A 15,133-nucleotide genomic window follows, 5' to 3' on the forward strand; every position below is an offset into this window, starting at 1 on the left:
GAAAGACATAGAGGCACCCCCTTCACACGGGCGCGACGGTGTCCCCGGAAACGGTGTCACCGGTTCCTGCGGCATGCCCCCGCACCGCCCCGCGGCAACCATGGAATCCGCCGCACCAAGGGCTGTCGCTCCGTTCACGAAACGGATATCACGGGGGTTTTCTCATGGTCGTCGACGTTCGCGAGGTCTCTCGGCTCTATCTCCGCCGCGCCGATCTGGAAGAGAAATGGGTGGGTTCCGAATTCCGGGCGCCGGGCGTTCCGGAACGTCTGGTGCGGAAAATAGCGCAGCGTTTTCACGAACAGCAGAGCCTCCCCAATGATCCCGACGCCCGCGGCCAGTACCTGCGGATGGCGGAGGAGGCGCGCGCCCAGCTCGCCTGCATGACCGACATGGGGCTGAAGGTGCGCTACTTCCGTAACTCCGGGCAGCCCTACGGAGCCTCCCGCGAACTCTGCGCGGCCCTGGACGCCGGCGAGGACCTGTATGTGTTCCCCACGGAGCACGGACACGGTCCGGAGGGCTACGAGGATCCCGACAACCCCCTCCTGTCGCAGTCGGGCACCGAGATCGACGGCACCCCGGCCCTCCGCAACGACGTACTGCGCGCCACCCACGACTATTTCGGGCACTACCTCATGCGCGCCCCCTTCAACCTCCGCGGTGAACTCTCCGTGGCCCACGCGCACCTGCGCATGTTCTCCCCCGGCATACACCGAGCGGTGCTGAACGAGTTCGTGGGGCAGATCGCCTGGTTCTACTACGGCCCGCACATCGTCAGGCCCGACGGCTCGGTCCCGTGCCGCGGCGACGACGACTGGATCCCGCCTCAGCAGCGCCCGTTCGCCGACCAGAAGATCAATCTGATGCCCGCCGAATGGGTCGACGAGTTCCTGGCCTGGGGCGGCGCGGAGACCACCTCGCGGAATCTCGGGGAGAGCGCGTGAGCCCCCTCCCCAGGATCCTCGACGGCGGTACCGCCACCGGCCTCCAGGCGGCCGGCATCCCCATGCTCGCGCCGTGGCTCACCAGCGCCCCGCTGCGCGACCCGGCCGGGACGGACGCGCTGGTGAAGGTCCACGCGGAGTTCCTGCAGAGCGGCAGCGACGTCGTCACCGCCAACACCTTCCGCACCAACACCCGGGCCCTGTCCCGCATGGGCGTGCCCGAGGCCGAACAGGCGGACTACGTGCGCCGGGCCGTGACCTGTGCCGTACGGGCCCGCCGGGTCGCCGGGACACCGCACGCCCTGGTGGCGGCCTCCGTCGCACCCGTCGAGGACTGCTACACCCCGGCGCTCACCCCCGACGAGGGGTCCCTCGTCCGTGAGCACGGCTGGATGGCCGGCGTGCTCGCGGACTCCGGGGCCGATCTCGTGCTCGTGGAGACGCAGTGCACGCGCCGCGAGGCCGTGATCGCGGTCGAGGCCGCGGTCCGGCGCGGGCTGCGGACCTGGGTGAGCTTCGTCGTCACGGACGGGGCCACCCTCCCCGACGGTGACGCGCTCCGCGAGGCCGCGCTGGCCTGTGTCGACGCCGGGGCGAGTGCGGTGGCGGCCAACTGCCTGCCCCGCACGGCCGTTTCGCGCGCGCTGGAGCGGCTCGACGGCCTCGGTGTGCCCGTCGGCGTCTATCCCAACCTGGAGGACCGGACGGCGCTCGACCGGTGGGAGCACAGCGAGCGCACCCTCCCGCCGGCCCTGTCGCCGTCGGTGTTCGCCGACCTGGCGTACGGCTGGGCCGCGGAGTTCGGTCTCGGCTTCGTCGGCGGCTGTTGCGGAACGGCGCCCGCGCACATCGGTGCCCTGGCGGACAAGTGGAAGGAAGAGGCGGCGGCGTGACGAGCATCCAGGTACGAGCGACGTTCGGACCCGCCCTTCTGCGCATCGGCGGCCACGGCACCGCCACCGCGACGCCGGAGAACCCCGTACTGCGCGCCCGGCGCCACCGGCTGCGGGCCGAGGTGCGCGAGGCCGGGTTCGAGGCCGCGGGGGCGGTGCGCGCGTTCGGGGTGCTGGCCGTTCTCGCGCCGGTGATCACCGACGAGCACAACGACGTCGCGTATCCGGGCGATCCCATGGCCCTTTATTCCGCGCTGAGTTACCCCATGGCGCGGGCGACGGCCTCGTTCGCCGACCCCTTCGGCCCGGCCGACGTGTACAACGACCTGTGCCCGTTGTGGCCCCGCCTCCCCGGCAAGAAGGAGCGGCCGGACGTGTCCCGCCGCCACGAGACCGAGGTGCGGACGACCGACGACACCGTCTTCGATCCCCGGACCTGGACCCCCCGCACCCGCGCCGACCTCGTCGGCCTGCTGCGGCGCCGCCGGCCCGCCGTCGTCCTGATCAGCGCCGTCTCCCCCGCACACCGCTACGCCCTGGAGATCGCCGCCCTGGTCAAGGCCGAATGCCCCGACTCCCTTGTGGTGATGGGCGGACGGCACGCGGACGAGACGGTGCGCCAACAACAGCCGGCCGAGGTGTATCTCGCGCCCAGTTCCACCGTCGTCGGCGCGCGCCGGCCCGACCCGGCCCCGGTGGACGTCGTCGTGAGCGGCGACGGCGGCCCCCTGTTGGACCTCACCCTGCGGGCCGTCGCCCGTTCCATGGACCTGGCGACCCGCACGACCACCGCACAGCGGGTCGTCGGCGAGCTGGAGCGGATGGCCGCCGAGGGAGGACAGGAGTACGGGCGGGGCAGCATCCTCGTCCACGGCGCCGCCGGCTGGACGGCCTTCCGCGTGGAGGGCCCGCCCGTCCCGGCGGAACAGGAGCCGTCTCCGTACGCGCCGTTCCTGATCCGCTCCCGGTTCCCGATCTTCACCCGTGACGACGGTACGACGTCCCGCTGCGCCCACGTCCTCGTCTCGGGCACCTGCCCGATGCGGTGCACCTTCTGCTCGGAGTCCGCGCTGCTCGGCCAGGTCAGGCGGTCGGCGCCCGGGGATGCCGAGCGCATGGTGGAACGGCTGCGGGAGTACGTCGAATACGGCGCGGAGGCCGCCTTCTTCGACGACTCGATCTTCTGGTCCGGCTCCTGGCCGCGCATCAAGGAGTTCTGCACCGCGCTGGCCGAGGCACGGCAGATCGACCGCGGCCTGTCCGTTCTGCAGTGGGGTGCCCAGCTCACCGTCGACGTGCTCACCGGCCCGAAGTCCGAGATCGTACGGGCGGGCCTGGCCCGGATGCGCGAGGCGGGCTGCACCTACGTCTACCTGGGTATCGAGAGCATGTCCGAGCAGGTGATGCGGCACGTCCACAAGAACGTGCGGCGCGGCACCCCGTGGAAGGAACGCGTGCGCCTGGCACTGGGGTTGTTGCGCGAGGCCGGGATCCGCGTCGGCAGCTCGGTCCTGTTCGGGCTGGACGGCGAGGACGAGAACAGCATCGCCGAGACGATAGAGGAGGTGGGCCGGCTCATCGACGACGGCTACCTCATGCTCGCCAGCCCGAACATCCTGACGTACCACCCGGGCACGGAGATCACCCGGCGGCACGGCATGGAAGACCGCCTCGACTACGGCTCCCAGGGTGTCGAGGTCCCTCCGCCGTACTCCTTCTTCGAAGAGGCCTATCCCGGTGTCGTCTCCCGGCTGTTGACGGAGGACAACATCTGGCGGATCCACCGGGAGACGCGGGTGCGGTGGGGTCATGTGCGCAACGGAGTGGAAGCGGTGGCGATGTGACGGTCCGTCAGTACACGGCGGCGGACGGTCTGCCCGCCGGCTACTGGAACGCCGATCCGGCGGACCCCCGGGCCTCGCACGCCTGGCTCACCGCGAACCGGTGGCCCGAGGACGGTGTGCGTTTCCTGGAGGTCCCCGGAGCCGGCGCCGCCTGCGCGGTGCGCCTCCAGGACGACCACTCGGGCTTCTCCCGGATGAACTGCACCGATGTGTCCGCCGGTTCGGGCCGCGCCGTGGACCAGCCCGAGGCGGACGTCAAGGAGGCCAGGGCCGAGGGGCTGCGCCAGCTGAACGTGTGCGCCCTCGGATACGGTCCGTCCGTCTTCCCCGCGGGCGGCGCGGAGTTCGACGCGGACGCCCTGGTGACCGCCCTTGAGGAGTACGCGGGCGCGCAGGGGCGGCTGCTCAGCTTCCTGCATCTCGACGAGGACAGCCCCGTACTGCCGCGGCTGCGGGAGCGCGGCTGGAGCGTGGGCGTCACCGACCGCTATTTCCGGATCCCGGACGTCGGAGCGGACGAGGACGCCTACCTCGCGGGCTTCTCCGCGCACCGACGACGCAGGCTGCGGCGGGAGTTGACGTCTTTGGCGGAGGCCGGTGCGACCGCCGAGATCCACCAGGGCGACGCGACCGAGGAGATCCAGCGGGAGGTCGCGCGGCTGGAGGCGTGCTCGGACGAGAAGCACGGGCTCCCGGGTGATCCGGCGCGGCTGCTGCGCGTGAACGAGCGCCTCCGGGAGGCCTTCGGCCCCGGCTACTGCGTGATCCTCGTGCGGGACCGCCACGGAACGGCCGTGGCCAGTTCGACCGTGGTGCTGGGCGCCCGCGAGGTGCTGCCGCGCATGGTCGGGCTCGGCCCCGGAAGCGCGGAGATCGGCGCGTACTTCCACGTCGCCTACCATCTGCCGATGCGGCTGGCCCGCGGCCACGGAGCCCGCGGTGTGCTGCTCAGCACCGGAACCCCGACTGCCAAGCTGCACAGGGGTGCTGTGGCACGGCCGCTGCTGAGTGCCGTACCGCCCGGCGCTCCCGCCCACCATGCGCTGCTGCGCCGTACGGACACGGCTCTGGCCGTCTGACGAGCCCGCACCACTCGTGCCACCCGGAACCCGAACCACTCACGAAGGAAGAGATCGCCTTGAACGCACGTCCCACCGTCCTGGTCATCGGCATCGGACCACTGCGTGAACGCTTCTTCGCGGTGGCCGAGCGCAGGGGTGTCGACACGGTCCTCGTGGACGAGACCGCCTACTCCCGCTACGACCGGCTGGCCACCGAGAACCACGCCTGGCAACTGACCGACCATCAGGACCCGGGGCCGGACCTGGACCGCCTCAAGTCGTTCGAGGGCAGGGTCGACGGCGTCCTCGCCTTCAACGACTGGGGCACCCGGATAGCGGCCCGCCTCGCGAAGGAGTGGGGCCTGCCCGGCGCCGGACCGGCGGTGGCGGAGGAGCTCACCCACAAGGCAGCTGTACGGCGCCGGCTGGCCGGTACCGGTGCCGAGCTGCCGTTCGTGCTCACCTCGGACCCCGCCGAGGCGGAGGAGCTGCTGCGGTCGGCGCCGTCCGGCGAGGTCATCGTCAAGCCCGTCGACGGCGCGGCCAGTCTCGGCATCCGGCGGGTGGCCGACCCCGCCGAACTGCCCGCCGCGCTGTCGGCCGTGATGTCCACCACCGGTCAACCCCGGGCGCTGGTCGAACACTTCGTGCCGGGGCCGGAAGTCTCCCTGGAAGCCGTGGTGTCGGCGGGGCGCACCCTGTTCGTCGGCGTCACCGAGAAGACCTGCACCGCGCCGCCGTCCTTCGTCGAGACCCGGCATGTGATCGACCCCGCCGTGCAGCGCGAACTGGGCCCGTCGGCACGGGACTTCGTCGACAGTGTGGCGAGGGCGCTGGACATCGACAGCGCCGTGCTCCACCTGGAGGCCAAGCGCGACGGCGACCGGTGGCACCTGATCGAGATCGCCTTCCGGCCGGCCGGCGGGCTGATCAGCGACGTACTGCTGCGCGCCACCGGACTCGACCTCTACGACGCCGCGCTCTCCGTCGCGCTCGGTGAGGCCGACCCCGTGCGGACGCGGCCCGGCACCGCCCCGCAGGTCGCGGCGGTCGAGTTCGTGGCCGCCACCGGAACCGTCGTGGACGCCCCCACGATGGCCGGGGTGCGTGCGGGGCTCCCGCTCGTCACCCACGCGGAGCGCCTGCTGGCGCCCGGCACGACCCTGACCTCGGTGGACGCCAACTGGTGGCGGGCCGGCTACGTCCTGGGCAGCGGACCGGACCGCGGCGAGACCCTGGCACAGGTGGCAGAGGCGAACGCCCGGCTGCTCGCCCTCCTGGGGCTGACCGAACTGCCCGACGCATGAGCCGTACGGACGGGCCGCTGCCCCGGCTGTTCGTGACGGCGATGATCGTGGACGCGGTCGGCTCGGGGATGTTCATGCCCTTCGCCCTGCTGTACTTCGTCCGGGTGCAGCACCTCGGCGTCGCGTCCGTCGGCGCCACGCTCACCGTGGTGAACCTGGCCCTGATCGGGTCGAGCGCGGTTTTGGGGCGCCTCGTCCAGTCGGTGGGCCATCTGCGCTCGCTGATCCTGGGCAACGCCGTACGCACCGTGCTGTTCGCCGTTTACGCGCTGACGCTGCCCGCCCCGCTGGCCGTCGGCGCGCTGGCCCTGTCCGCCGTACTCGACAAGGCGGTGTGGGTGTCGCTCGGCGCCACGATCGCCCGCCTGGCCCGCGGGCCCGCGTCCCGACGCGCGTTCGGCACCGTGGGCTGGGCCCGGAACGTCGGCCTGTGCCTGGGGTCCCTCGTCGGCGGGGTGCTGGCCTCGTCACACAGCACGGCCGGCCTGCGGCTGATCGCGCTGATCAACGCGGCCAGCTTCGCCGTCACCACGGCCGTACTGGTACGGCTGCGAGGGCAGGCGGGGCCGGAGGCCGACGCGCCCGCGCGGACGCCTGCCGGCACCACGACCGCCGGAGCCCGCCAGGTGCTGCGCCTGCCGGGCTTCGCGCTGCTGACCGCCGCCAAGACGTGCTTCGCGATCTGCGCCACGGTGGTGTCGACGTTCATCGGCCTCTACCTGGTCGACGACGCCCGGCTGTACGGCTGGACGGCCGGCGCCGTGCTGGCCGTGAACGGCGCGCTCGTGGTGCTGTTCCAGCAGTCGCTGGTGAAACGCACCGCGGACCGCGCCGCGCCCCGGATGCTGTCCCTGGGCGGCGCCCTGTACGCGGTCTCCGGGCTGGGGTTCGCGCTGGTCTCCCCCCTGCGGGACACGGTGCTTCCGGCGGTCGCCGTCTGCGTGGCGCTCGTCTCCATGACCGTGTACACGCTCGGCGAGATCGTGATCGCACCGACCAGCGACGGCTACGCGGCGGAACTCGCGGCACCTGGCATGGAGGCCTCCTGCATGGCGGTCTACCAGGCGTCCTGGTCCATCGCCTCCGTGCTCGTCCCGGTCGCGGGCGCCTGGCTGCTCCTCACCTCGGCGCCCGCCCTCTGGACCGCCTTCACGGCCGTGGCCCTCCTGGGCGCGGTGCTCAGCGCGAGGCTCGACCGTGCTGAGCGACCCGTCACAGTGTCGCCGTAGTCCCCTCGCCCGAGCCGCTGCCCGCGAGCCACTGGCTCCAGTCCAGGTTGAAGTCGGCGTAGCCGTTGTCGGCCGGGGCCTTGCCTCGGGGGGAGCCGGTGATGGTGACGGGGTCGCCCTGCTTGACCTGGCCGTAGAACCACTCGGCGTCCGCGAGGGACAGGTGGACGCAGCCGTGCGAGCCGCGGGCGCTGCCGCTGCCCGGGTTCGGGTCGCCGGTCGAGTAGTGCACGTAGGTGCCGGACTGGGTGAGGTGGATGTCCCAGGGCAGCGTCAGGTCGTAGTAGTTGGCGCTGCCCTTGTCGCAGCTGATGCCGACGCTGCAGGAGGTCATGTGGACCTTCTTCTGCTTGTCGATGACGGCCATCGTGCCGTCCCACGTCGGGAACTCGGCGCTGCCCGCGTTGATCGACAGGGTGCGCACGGTCGCGCCGTTCTTGGTCACCTTCATGGTGTGGTTGGTGACCGAGACGTCGGCGCGCACGTCGTCGCCGATCTTGAAGGTGTGGGTGTAGTCGTGCACGCCGTAGCGGCCGTTGCCGTTGCTGACGCCCGTCATGTCGGCGTCGATCTTCACCGTCGTACCGGAGGGCCAGTACGTCTTCGGGCGCCAGTCGGCACGCTGGTTGCCCATCCAGTGCCAGGCGCCGACCACCGGCTGCGAGGCGCTCACCTTCATGTGCTTCTCGACCGTGGCGTGCGCCGAGGCCGCCACCGGGTTGGTGAAGATCACCGAGATCGGCATGGCCACGCCGACCGTGGTTCCCGTCTGCGGGGTGATCGTGTCCAGCAGCATCGGCGGGCCCGCGGGCTTCGTCGGCGACGGCGAGGCACTCGCGCTGGGCTTGTCCGACGCCTTGGCGTCGTCCCCGCTCCCGCTCGCCTTGGCGCTGCCGCCCCCGCCGCAGGCACTCGCACCCACCAGCACCACACCGGTGACGAGTGCGATCCCTATGCTGCCCTTGCGCCGTCCCACGACGTGCCCCACTCTCTCGTTGCTTCGGCCCTGAATGGCCCGACTCCATGTCAGACGGTTACCCCGGGTGCGGCAGTTTCGTCTGCCACGTAAAACGTGTCCCAAGATTCGCTGTGCGTCGCCGTCTCACCGTGCGTGACCGGAGTCAGCGTTCGAAGACGCCGGTCAGCCGGGCGCGGTCGAGGACGGGCGCGGGGACGGTGGGCAGCAGGGCGCGGGGACGCACCCGGTCCAGCGGCGTCGCGCCGTCGAGAGAAGTCCGGAGGGCGAAGAGCTGGAAGACGTAGCGGTGCGGGCCGTGGCCCTTGATGGGTGCGGGGCCGTGGTAGCCGCGTCCGACGGTGGAACGCAACACCCGTACCCCGGGACCGGGGTGTCGCGCGGACAGGGCGCCGGGCTCCAGGTGTCCGGTCGCAGGGTCGATCAGGGCCAGGCAGTGCACGGCGGGCTTGGCCAGCGGGACGTCGATGTCCTCCACGACCAGCAGGAGTTGGGCGGTGCCGGGCGGGGGTGGGGTCCAGGCCAGGTGCGGGGACAGGTCGGCGCCGCCGATGTGTTTCGCGCAGTTCTGCAGCGGCATGGTGGCGCCGTCGTCGAAGTCCTGGCTGGTGAGGGCCAGTAGTTCGGGGCCTCGCAGGTGGGGCTGGTTCCACGCGGTGTGGGTCTCGCCCGCTCTGCGGTTGTTCAGGAGTCGGCCGAGCAGGGTCATCGTGTCGCCTCCAGCATGGCTACGACCTCGGCGGTGGTCGTGGTCTCGCCGAGTCTGGGGAAGACGCGCTCGACGCTGTGCCGGTGGGCCTCGGGGTCCGGGTCGGTCATGGCGTCGGTGGCCAGGACGACGTGATAGCCGTGGTCGGAGGCCGAGCGCGCGGTCGATTCGACGCCGGATCCGGTCGAGATGCCGGCGAGCACGATCTGTGTGGCGCCCAGGTCCCGCAGGAGGGTGTCGAGCCCGGTGTCGTGGAACGCGCTGCGCCGCCGCTTGGTGAGCAGGTGGTCGGTCGGCCGCACGTCGAGTTCGCCGACGAGCTCGGCCCAACCGGCGGACGGCGCAAGGCTGTTCGCGGACCGTCCGGCGTCCGTACGGCCCGGCGCGCGGCCGGTGACGTTGACCAGGACGACGGGCAGGCCGTGCCGCCGGAACTCGGTGGCCAGGTGGGCGGCCCGCTCGACGGTGGTGTCGGCGGCCTGGCGGGCCGTGTCGGCGAGGGCCGAGACGATGCCCTTCTGGAGGTCGATCACGACAAGTGCGGGTGTGGGGTCGATCGTTGTCAGTGGCACGGGGGTGTCTCTCCTGTGGTGGTCCCGGTCGTCGGGCTGTCCGTCCGGGCGCGCGGGGGCTTGGTGGTGGCGGGAGTCGGTGATCCCGGAGGCTCAGCGGTGGCAGCTGGTCGCGGCCCCCGAGCCCTGGGGGCGGCCGGGTTCGCCCCGCGCAGGAACGAGGCGATCGCGGCGAGGAGCGCGAGGGTGGCGCCGAAGGCGAACACGATGACGAGGCCGGAGTGGAAGGGCCCGGATATGAGGGTCGGGAAGAACTCGCTTCCGGTGAGGGCGTGTTGCTGTGCCGCGGTGAGGTGGGTCAGGGCGCCGCTGGGCTGGAGCAGGTGCTGGACCGGGTTGACGCCCAGCTGGGCGGCGAACAGGGAGGAGACCGGGGGCAGTTCGCCGACCTGGGTGGCGATGTGGGCCGGTACGCCCTGCTGTTGCAGGCCCGTGGTGAGGGTGTGCGGGAGGCTCCTGGCCAGTCCGGCGATCATGAGGGAGAAGAACACGCCGATGGAGACCGCGGTGCCGGAGTTCTGGAAGGTGGCGCGCATTCCGGAGGCGACACCGCGCAGGCTCGCGGGCACACTGCCCATGATCGAGGAGGAGTTGGGGGAGGCGAACATCCCGCTGGCGATGCCGTTGACGGTGATCAGCAGCGCGAAGATCCAGTATCCGAAGTCGATCGGCAGGCACATCAGGCCGAGGAAGCTGGCGCCGAACAGCAGCGCGCCGCCGGTGGCCAGGCCGCGTGAGCCGAGCCGGTCGGAGAGGTAGCCGGAGACGGGTCCGGCCACGAGGAAGCCGGCGGTGAGCGGCAGCATGAAGATGCCTGCCCACAGGGGTGTGTCGGCGTAGTCGTAGCCGTGCAGCGGGAGCCAGATGCCCTGCAGCCAGATGATCAGCACGAACTGCATCCCGCCGCGGCCGATCGAGATGGCCAGGCCCGCCAAGTTGCCGAAGGTGAAGGCCCGTTGGCGGAACAGGCCGAGCTGGATCATCGGCGCGGAGACGCGTCGCTCGATGACGACGAAGGCGGCGAGGAGGAGCAGTCCCCCGGCGATCAGTGCGTCGGCCGCCGGGTTGGTCCAGCCCATGGTGTGGCCGCCGTAGGGCTGGAGGCCGATGGTGATGGCGATCAGGGTGGCGCTGAGGCCCACGCCGAAGGTGATGTTGCCCCACCAGTCGACCCGGCCGCCGTCGTGTCGGGCGGTCTCGCGGAGGGTGCGGTAGGCCCACACGGTGAAGAACACGCCGACGGGGACGTTCACCCAGAACACCGCGCGCCAGTCCCAGGCCGACAGCAGACCGCCGGCGACGAGGCCGATGAACATCCCGCCCAGGGCGGCGACTTGATTGATGCCGAGGGCGAAGCCGCGCTGTTCCTCGGGGAAGGCGTCGGTCAGGATCGCGGCCGAGTTGGCGGTGAGCATCGAGCCGCCGACGGCCTGGAGCACGCGCCAGGCGATCAGCCACATCGCTCCGTGGCCGCCGTCGAAGGGGTCGAAGGAGAGCAGGACCGAGGCGAAGGTGAAGACGGCGAAGCCGGAGTTGTAGATCCGGACCCGGCCGTACATGTCGCCCAGGCGGCCGACGGTGACCACCAGGACGGCCTGGACCAGCCGGTAGCCCATGATCATCCACAGCAGATACGCGATGTTGCCGGGGGCGAGCGGGTCCAGGTGCACTCCGCGGAAGATGGCCGGCAGGGCGATGAGCACGATGGAGCCGTCGAGCGCGGACATGAAGACCGCGGCGGTGGTGTTCGTCAGCGCGGTCCACTTGTAGCGGTCCTCGCCGGCCGGACGGCGCGGGGTGCGTGTCCTGGCAGGTTTCGTCATTGGCTTGCTTCCTCCGCGGCCGTCGACGTCAGATCTTCTGGGCCAGTCGCTCCAACAGCGGTGCGGCTGCGGCGAGTTGCTCCAGCTCGGTCGGGGTGAACGTGCCGCCGGTCAGGGCTCGGCCGAGGAGTTCGGCGCGCGCGTTGCGCTTGTTCCGCAGCGCCTGCCTGCCCGCGTCGGTCACCGTCAGCACCGCGCGCCGCCCGTCCTCCGGGTCGGGGCGGCGCTCGACCAGGCCCCGGGTCCGCAGCGCGCCCAGCGTCGCCCCCATGGCCTGCGCGGTGATCTGGGCGTCGCGGGCCAGCGCCGAGGAGGTGGTGGGGCCGCTGCGGTCCAGCTGCGCGAGGGCGGCCCGCTCGGGCATCGTGAGCCCGCCCTCGACGGGCACTTGGCGCACCCGTCGCAGCAGCACGCCGATGCTCGCCAGCAGGGCCGCGGCGACGGCTTCGGGGTCCAGGTCTCTGTCGCTCATATACTAAGGCTAGTTTATCAATCTGCCTTAGTAAATGGCCGCACCGTGGCGGCCGCTCGCACACACCCCTGAATCGACCCCGCACGCACTCGGGGGACCCTGTCTCCAGGATCCCCCGTCAGTCGCGCAGAGTTCTCTGACTCACCGTCAGAACTAGTCGCAGGCAGCCCCGTTGAGCGTGAAGCCGGACGGTGCCGAGTTCTTGCTGTTGTTCCAGGTCCCGAGGAAGCCGAAGGTGAGGCTGCCGTTCGCGGCGACGTCCTTGTTGTAGTCGGCGGCGGTGGCGGTGACCCGGGAGCCGTCCTGGGCGACGCTCGCGTCCCACATCTGTGTGACCTGCTGGCCGTCGCGGTAGGACCAGGCGACCCGCCAGTTGTCGAGGGCCTTGGTGGTGGTGACGGTGACCGTGGCCTGGAAACCGTCGTTCCACTGGCCGACCAGGTCGTAGGTGACGTCGCAGCTCGCCGCGGCGGGCGGCTGCGCCGGTGCGCTGGTGGTCGGCGCGGGCGCGTCGCTCGCGGTGGCCGAGGCGGTGCCCTGGGGTTCCGTGTCGGGGTTCTTGTCGCTGGGCGCGGCGGACGCCGTGCTGTCGCTCGCCGTCGGCCGGCCGGACGCGGACGGCGTGGTCGACGGGTGCGTGCCGACGGAGGAAACGGTGGAGCCGGGGTCGAGCACCGGCTGACTGTCGGCGTCGTCGCTGGCCGTGTTCTCGCGCCCGGAGCCGCCCATCGGCATCATCGACACCCCGAGCGCCACGAAGGAGAGGAGGACGGCGGCGACGAGCAGACTGTTGCGGACGAGCCGCGCCTTGCTCGCGCCCTCCTTCGACTCCCCCGCCTCCAGTTCGGCCACCGGGCGCCCGGCACCGAGCCGTACCTCGGCGGCCCGGCGGCGGCGCTCCAGGTAGGCGAGCCCGCCCCAGCCGATCACTCCGCTCGCGAGGGCCGACGGCAGTCCGCCGCCCTGCAGTCGCAGACAGGCGGCGGCCTCCGCGCACTGCACGCAGGTGGCGAGGTGGCGGGAGAGGTCTTCGGGCGTGTCCGCGGACGGCGAGCGGGTGACCGCGTCCAGCAGCCGGGCGTAGCTGCGGCACTCCGCGTCCATCGGCGAGTCGAGGTGGTTGCGGTGGCAGCGGTCCCTGAACAGGCCGCGCACCTGGGCGAGTTCACCGGAGACGATCGCCGGGTCCAGTCCGAGGCGGCGGGCCACGACGGTCAGCGGCAGCGCCTCGACCTCGGCCAGCCACAGCAGTGCCGCGTCCGGCTCCTGGAGGTCCCGCAGTCCGCGCAGGGCGATCGGGCGCTGCAACGGCATGCCGTGGAAGCGGGCCGCCTTCTCCGAGTTGAGCCACAGCCGCAGGTCGGGGTCGAGCCGGTGCCCCCGCCCGGCGAACTCCCACTCCGCGGCCGTGGTCCGTACGGCGGTCAGCAGCAGCGGTATCACCGGCAGGACACGCCGGGTCGGTCCGCGCATCGGGCCGGACCCGGCGGACCGGGCCTCCTGTATGCCGAGTGCGAAGGCCTCGCTCGCCAGCTCGGTGGCCGAGGCGGCGCCGGACGTGCACAGATCGGCGTAGGACAGCACGGCGTCCCAGCACTCGGTGAACAGTGCGGCCTCAGCGGCGTCCTGAGGAGTCGGCAGGTCGGGCATGGGTCTCCTGCATCCACGAATGACGGCCAACTAGCTCTGACATTAAGCGAGTTGGAGGGGGGCTGCCTCGTGACAGGGCCAGAGCCTTTCACGCATCCCACACAACTGACAAGCCGGGTATTCAATTGCGGTAACCGTCAGTCGCCTCTGTGCAGTTGTACGTGTCCGGGCCTCTCCCGTCTCACCCGTCGCAGGAGTTGTCCACACCGTTACCTTACAAAGGCGCGGGCTCCTCGGCGGGGAGGCTGTCCATGAAGGAGCTGACGGAGAAGACCGCACGGCCGGGGCCCGGTTCGCCGTATCCGGGCGGGGACTTGAGCCCGAAGTCCTCCATCGTGGAGCGGTAGGCCTCGAGCAGCCGGATGTGGTACTCCAGCGGCGCGCCCTGCGGGTTGGCCTTGCCCAGCGGGGTGGTGGGCTCGGGGCACCAGGTGGTGAACCGGGGCGTGATGCCCTGCGACATGAAGAAGCGCAGGCCCTCGGTGGTGGAGGCGATCGCCTCGTCGACGGTCGTGAAGCCGAACGGCTCCGCCATCTCCACGCCGGCCACGAAGTTGGGGATCACGTTGCGCGCGCCGAAGATCTCCGCCGAGTCGAGGATCCGCTTGTGCCACTCGGCGCGGCCGACGTAGCGCTCCTTGCCCGGGCAGTGCAGCTTGAACAGATACTCGTCCCACACCTCGTAGTTGGGGTGGTAGATCTGCACGCCGTAGTCCTTGAACCGCTGCACGTCGTCCTTCGGCAGCGCCTGCGCCACGACCTTGCCGATCCACCGCCCCGGGAAGCGCTCCTCGATGGCCTTGGCGTAGTGGCCGTAGAAGTCGGCCTCGTCGCGCCCGGCGACCGTCTTGGTGATCGCGCCGCCGGTGAGGGTGTACGCGGTCGACACCTTCGCGGTGTCGTAGCGGTCGATGATCTCCAGGGCTTCGAGGACCTCCTCGACGTCCTTGACTCCTGTGTACGGTCGGCCGGCGGCCTTGTGCTGGCGCCAGTTGTGGTTGATGTCGCAGTACTGGCACTCCTCCTTGGCGCCGAAGTACTGGCAGACCCGGAAGACGGTCAGATAGATCAGGTAGCCCCACTGGATGGTCGGGGCCACCTCCATGACGGACTTCCCGTTGGCCAGCTTGTGCTTGTAGTACTCCGGCATCGGCGGCACCCCGACGTCCGCGATCCGTTTCCCGTCGAGATAGAGCCCGAGGACCCCGTCCTCGTCGGAGGCCACCCGGTACGGCGAGGTCGGATTCACCCGCACGGAGACGACGGTCCGCCTCAGGTCGTACGGGCCGCCGGTGAGGATGATCTCCTCCGGCGGGCGGCGCAGCGCGGCCTCGCCCAGCTCCGGCAGGGTGCCGTGGTCGAAGGAGAAGATGAAGTACGACTTCGGCTTGACCTCGCCGTCCTCGTTGTCGCTCAGCGCGGACGGGTCGAAGGCGACACCCCCGCGGAGCAGATCCTCCTTGAAGACGGCTTCCCGCGGCACATGCGGAAAGCGCTCCATCAGATCCTCGACCAGTGCGGTGCGGCTGCCCATCCCGTATCTCCTCCCGACGCGCGCGCCCTGCTCAGACGTACGACTCCTCACGGTATGCCCCCGGCGGTTCGGGGGTGGGAGCGGGGGGCGCGGTGTGGTGCGGTTCGGTCGGTCGG

13 protein-coding genes are annotated in these 15,133 nt (G+C 71.2%); 6 read left to right on the forward strand and 7 right to left on the reverse strand.

The annotated features are described in order from the left end of the window. Positions 1–164: 164 nt before the first annotated feature. The 6 genes from JHN45_RS42435 to JHN45_RS42460 are packed head-to-tail and all read left to right on the forward strand — an operon-like array spanning position 165 to position 7,281. A complete protein-coding gene (locus JHN45_RS42435; protein WP_201054663.1) occupies positions 165–947 on the forward strand; it encodes a hypothetical protein in 783 nt (260 codons plus the stop codon). Then, positions 944–1,840, forward strand: coding sequence for a homocysteine S-methyltransferase family protein (locus tag JHN45_RS42440; protein WP_201054664.1), 897 nt, complete (start codon positions 944–946; stop codon positions 1,838–1,840). Before JHN45_RS42435 ends, JHN45_RS42440 begins: the two co-directional genes overlap by 4 nt. Then, a complete protein-coding gene (locus tag JHN45_RS54550) occupies positions 1,837–3,684 on the forward strand; it encodes a radical SAM protein (RefSeq protein ID WP_201054669.1) in 1,848 nt (615 codons plus the stop codon). Before JHN45_RS42440 ends, JHN45_RS54550 begins: the two co-directional genes overlap by 4 nt. After that, the gene (locus JHN45_RS42450) at positions 3,681–4,763 is read left to right on the forward strand and encodes a peptidogalycan biosysnthesis protein (protein ID WP_201054677.1); all 1,083 of its coding nucleotides are present in this window, start codon (positions 3,681–3,683) and stop codon (positions 4,761–4,763) included. The genes JHN45_RS54550 and JHN45_RS42450 overlap by 4 nt, the downstream gene beginning before the upstream one ends. A 59-nt stretch (positions 4,764–4,822) precedes the next feature. Next, entirely contained in the window at positions 4,823–6,052 is a 1,230-nt protein-coding gene (locus tag JHN45_RS42455; protein WP_201054679.1) for an ATP-grasp domain-containing protein, read from the forward strand. Continuing rightward, positions 6,049–7,281, forward strand: coding sequence for an MFS transporter (locus JHN45_RS42460; RefSeq protein ID WP_201054680.1), 1,233 nt, complete (start codon positions 6,049–6,051; stop codon positions 7,279–7,281). The genes JHN45_RS42455 and JHN45_RS42460 overlap by 4 nt, the downstream gene beginning before the upstream one ends. Here JHN45_RS42460 and JHN45_RS42465 read toward each other — a convergent pair. The 7 genes from JHN45_RS42465 to JHN45_RS42495 all read right to left on the reverse strand — a co-directional run bounded on the left by JHN45_RS42465 (position 7,265) and on the right by JHN45_RS42495 (position 15,017). Beyond that, positions 7,265–8,257 (reverse strand): Ig-like domain-containing protein, encoded by a 993-nt coding sequence (locus JHN45_RS42465; RefSeq protein ID WP_200714493.1) that lies wholly within the window; start codon positions 8,255–8,257, stop codon positions 7,265–7,267. The genes JHN45_RS42460 and JHN45_RS42465 overlap by 17 nt on opposite strands. 145 nt (positions 8,258–8,402) lie before the next feature. Then, positions 8,403–8,966, reverse strand: a complete 564-nt coding sequence (locus tag JHN45_RS42470; protein ID WP_201054682.1) for a YbhB/YbcL family Raf kinase inhibitor-like protein — start codon at positions 8,964–8,966, stop codon at positions 8,403–8,405. Next, the gene (locus tag JHN45_RS42475; RefSeq protein ID WP_201054684.1) at positions 8,963–9,538 is read right to left on the reverse strand and encodes a cysteine hydrolase; all 576 of its coding nucleotides are present in this window, start codon (positions 9,536–9,538) and stop codon (positions 8,963–8,965) included. The genes JHN45_RS42470 and JHN45_RS42475 overlap by 4 nt, the downstream gene beginning before the upstream one ends. Next, positions 9,529–11,361: an MFS transporter gene (locus JHN45_RS42480; protein WP_236584711.1), complete on the reverse strand. Its 1,833-nt coding sequence runs from the start codon at positions 11,359–11,361 to the stop codon at positions 9,529–9,531. Before JHN45_RS42480 ends, JHN45_RS42475 begins: the two co-directional genes overlap by 10 nt. Before the next feature lie 28 nt (positions 11,362–11,389). Then, a complete protein-coding gene (locus JHN45_RS42485; RefSeq protein WP_201054692.1) occupies positions 11,390–11,833 on the reverse strand; it encodes a MarR family winged helix-turn-helix transcriptional regulator in 444 nt (147 codons plus the stop codon). Positions 11,834–11,986: 153 nt separating this feature from the next. Further along, positions 11,987–13,483: a cellulose-binding domain-containing protein gene (locus tag JHN45_RS42490; RefSeq protein ID WP_201054699.1), complete on the reverse strand. Its 1,497-nt coding sequence runs from the start codon at positions 13,481–13,483 to the stop codon at positions 11,987–11,989. Between the two features lie 214 nt (positions 13,484–13,697). Next, positions 13,698–15,017, reverse strand: coding sequence for a radical SAM protein (locus JHN45_RS42495; protein ID WP_201054701.1), 1,320 nt, complete (start codon positions 15,015–15,017; stop codon positions 13,698–13,700). Between the last annotated feature and the right edge of the window lie 116 nt (positions 15,018–15,133).

It is taken from the genome of Streptomyces sp. MBT53 (assembly GCF_016654115.1).
Taxonomy (GTDB): domain Bacteria; phylum Actinomycetota; class Actinomycetes; order Streptomycetales; family Streptomycetaceae; genus Streptomyces.

Excerpts from the sequence above, each read along its gene's own strand:
- JHN45_RS42435 (WP_201054663.1), top strand. The coding sequence starts at position 165 with ATGGTCGTCGACGTTCGCGAGGTCTCTCGGCTCTATCTCCGCCGCGCC.
- JHN45_RS42460 (WP_201054680.1), top strand. The coding sequence starts at position 6,049 with ATGAGCCGTACGGACGGGCCGCTGCCCCGGCTGTTCGTGACGGCGATG.
- JHN45_RS42470 (WP_201054682.1), bottom strand. The coding sequence starts at position 8,966 with ATGACCCTGCTCGGCCGACTCCTGAACAACCGCAGAGCGGGCGAGACC.
- JHN45_RS42480 (WP_236584711.1), bottom strand. The coding sequence starts at position 11,361 with ATGACGAAACCTGCCAGGACACGCACCCCGCGCCGTCCGGCCGGCGAG.
- JHN45_RS42485 (WP_201054692.1), bottom strand. The coding sequence starts at position 11,833 with ATGAGCGACAGAGACCTGGACCCCGAAGCCGTCGCCGCGGCCCTGCTG.
- JHN45_RS42490 (WP_201054699.1), bottom strand. The coding sequence starts at position 13,483 with ATGCCCGACCTGCCGACTCCTCAGGACGCCGCTGAGGCCGCACTGTTC.
- JHN45_RS42495 (WP_201054701.1), bottom strand. The coding sequence starts at position 15,017 with ATGGGCAGCCGCACCGCACTGGTCGAGGATCTGATGGAGCGCTTTCCG.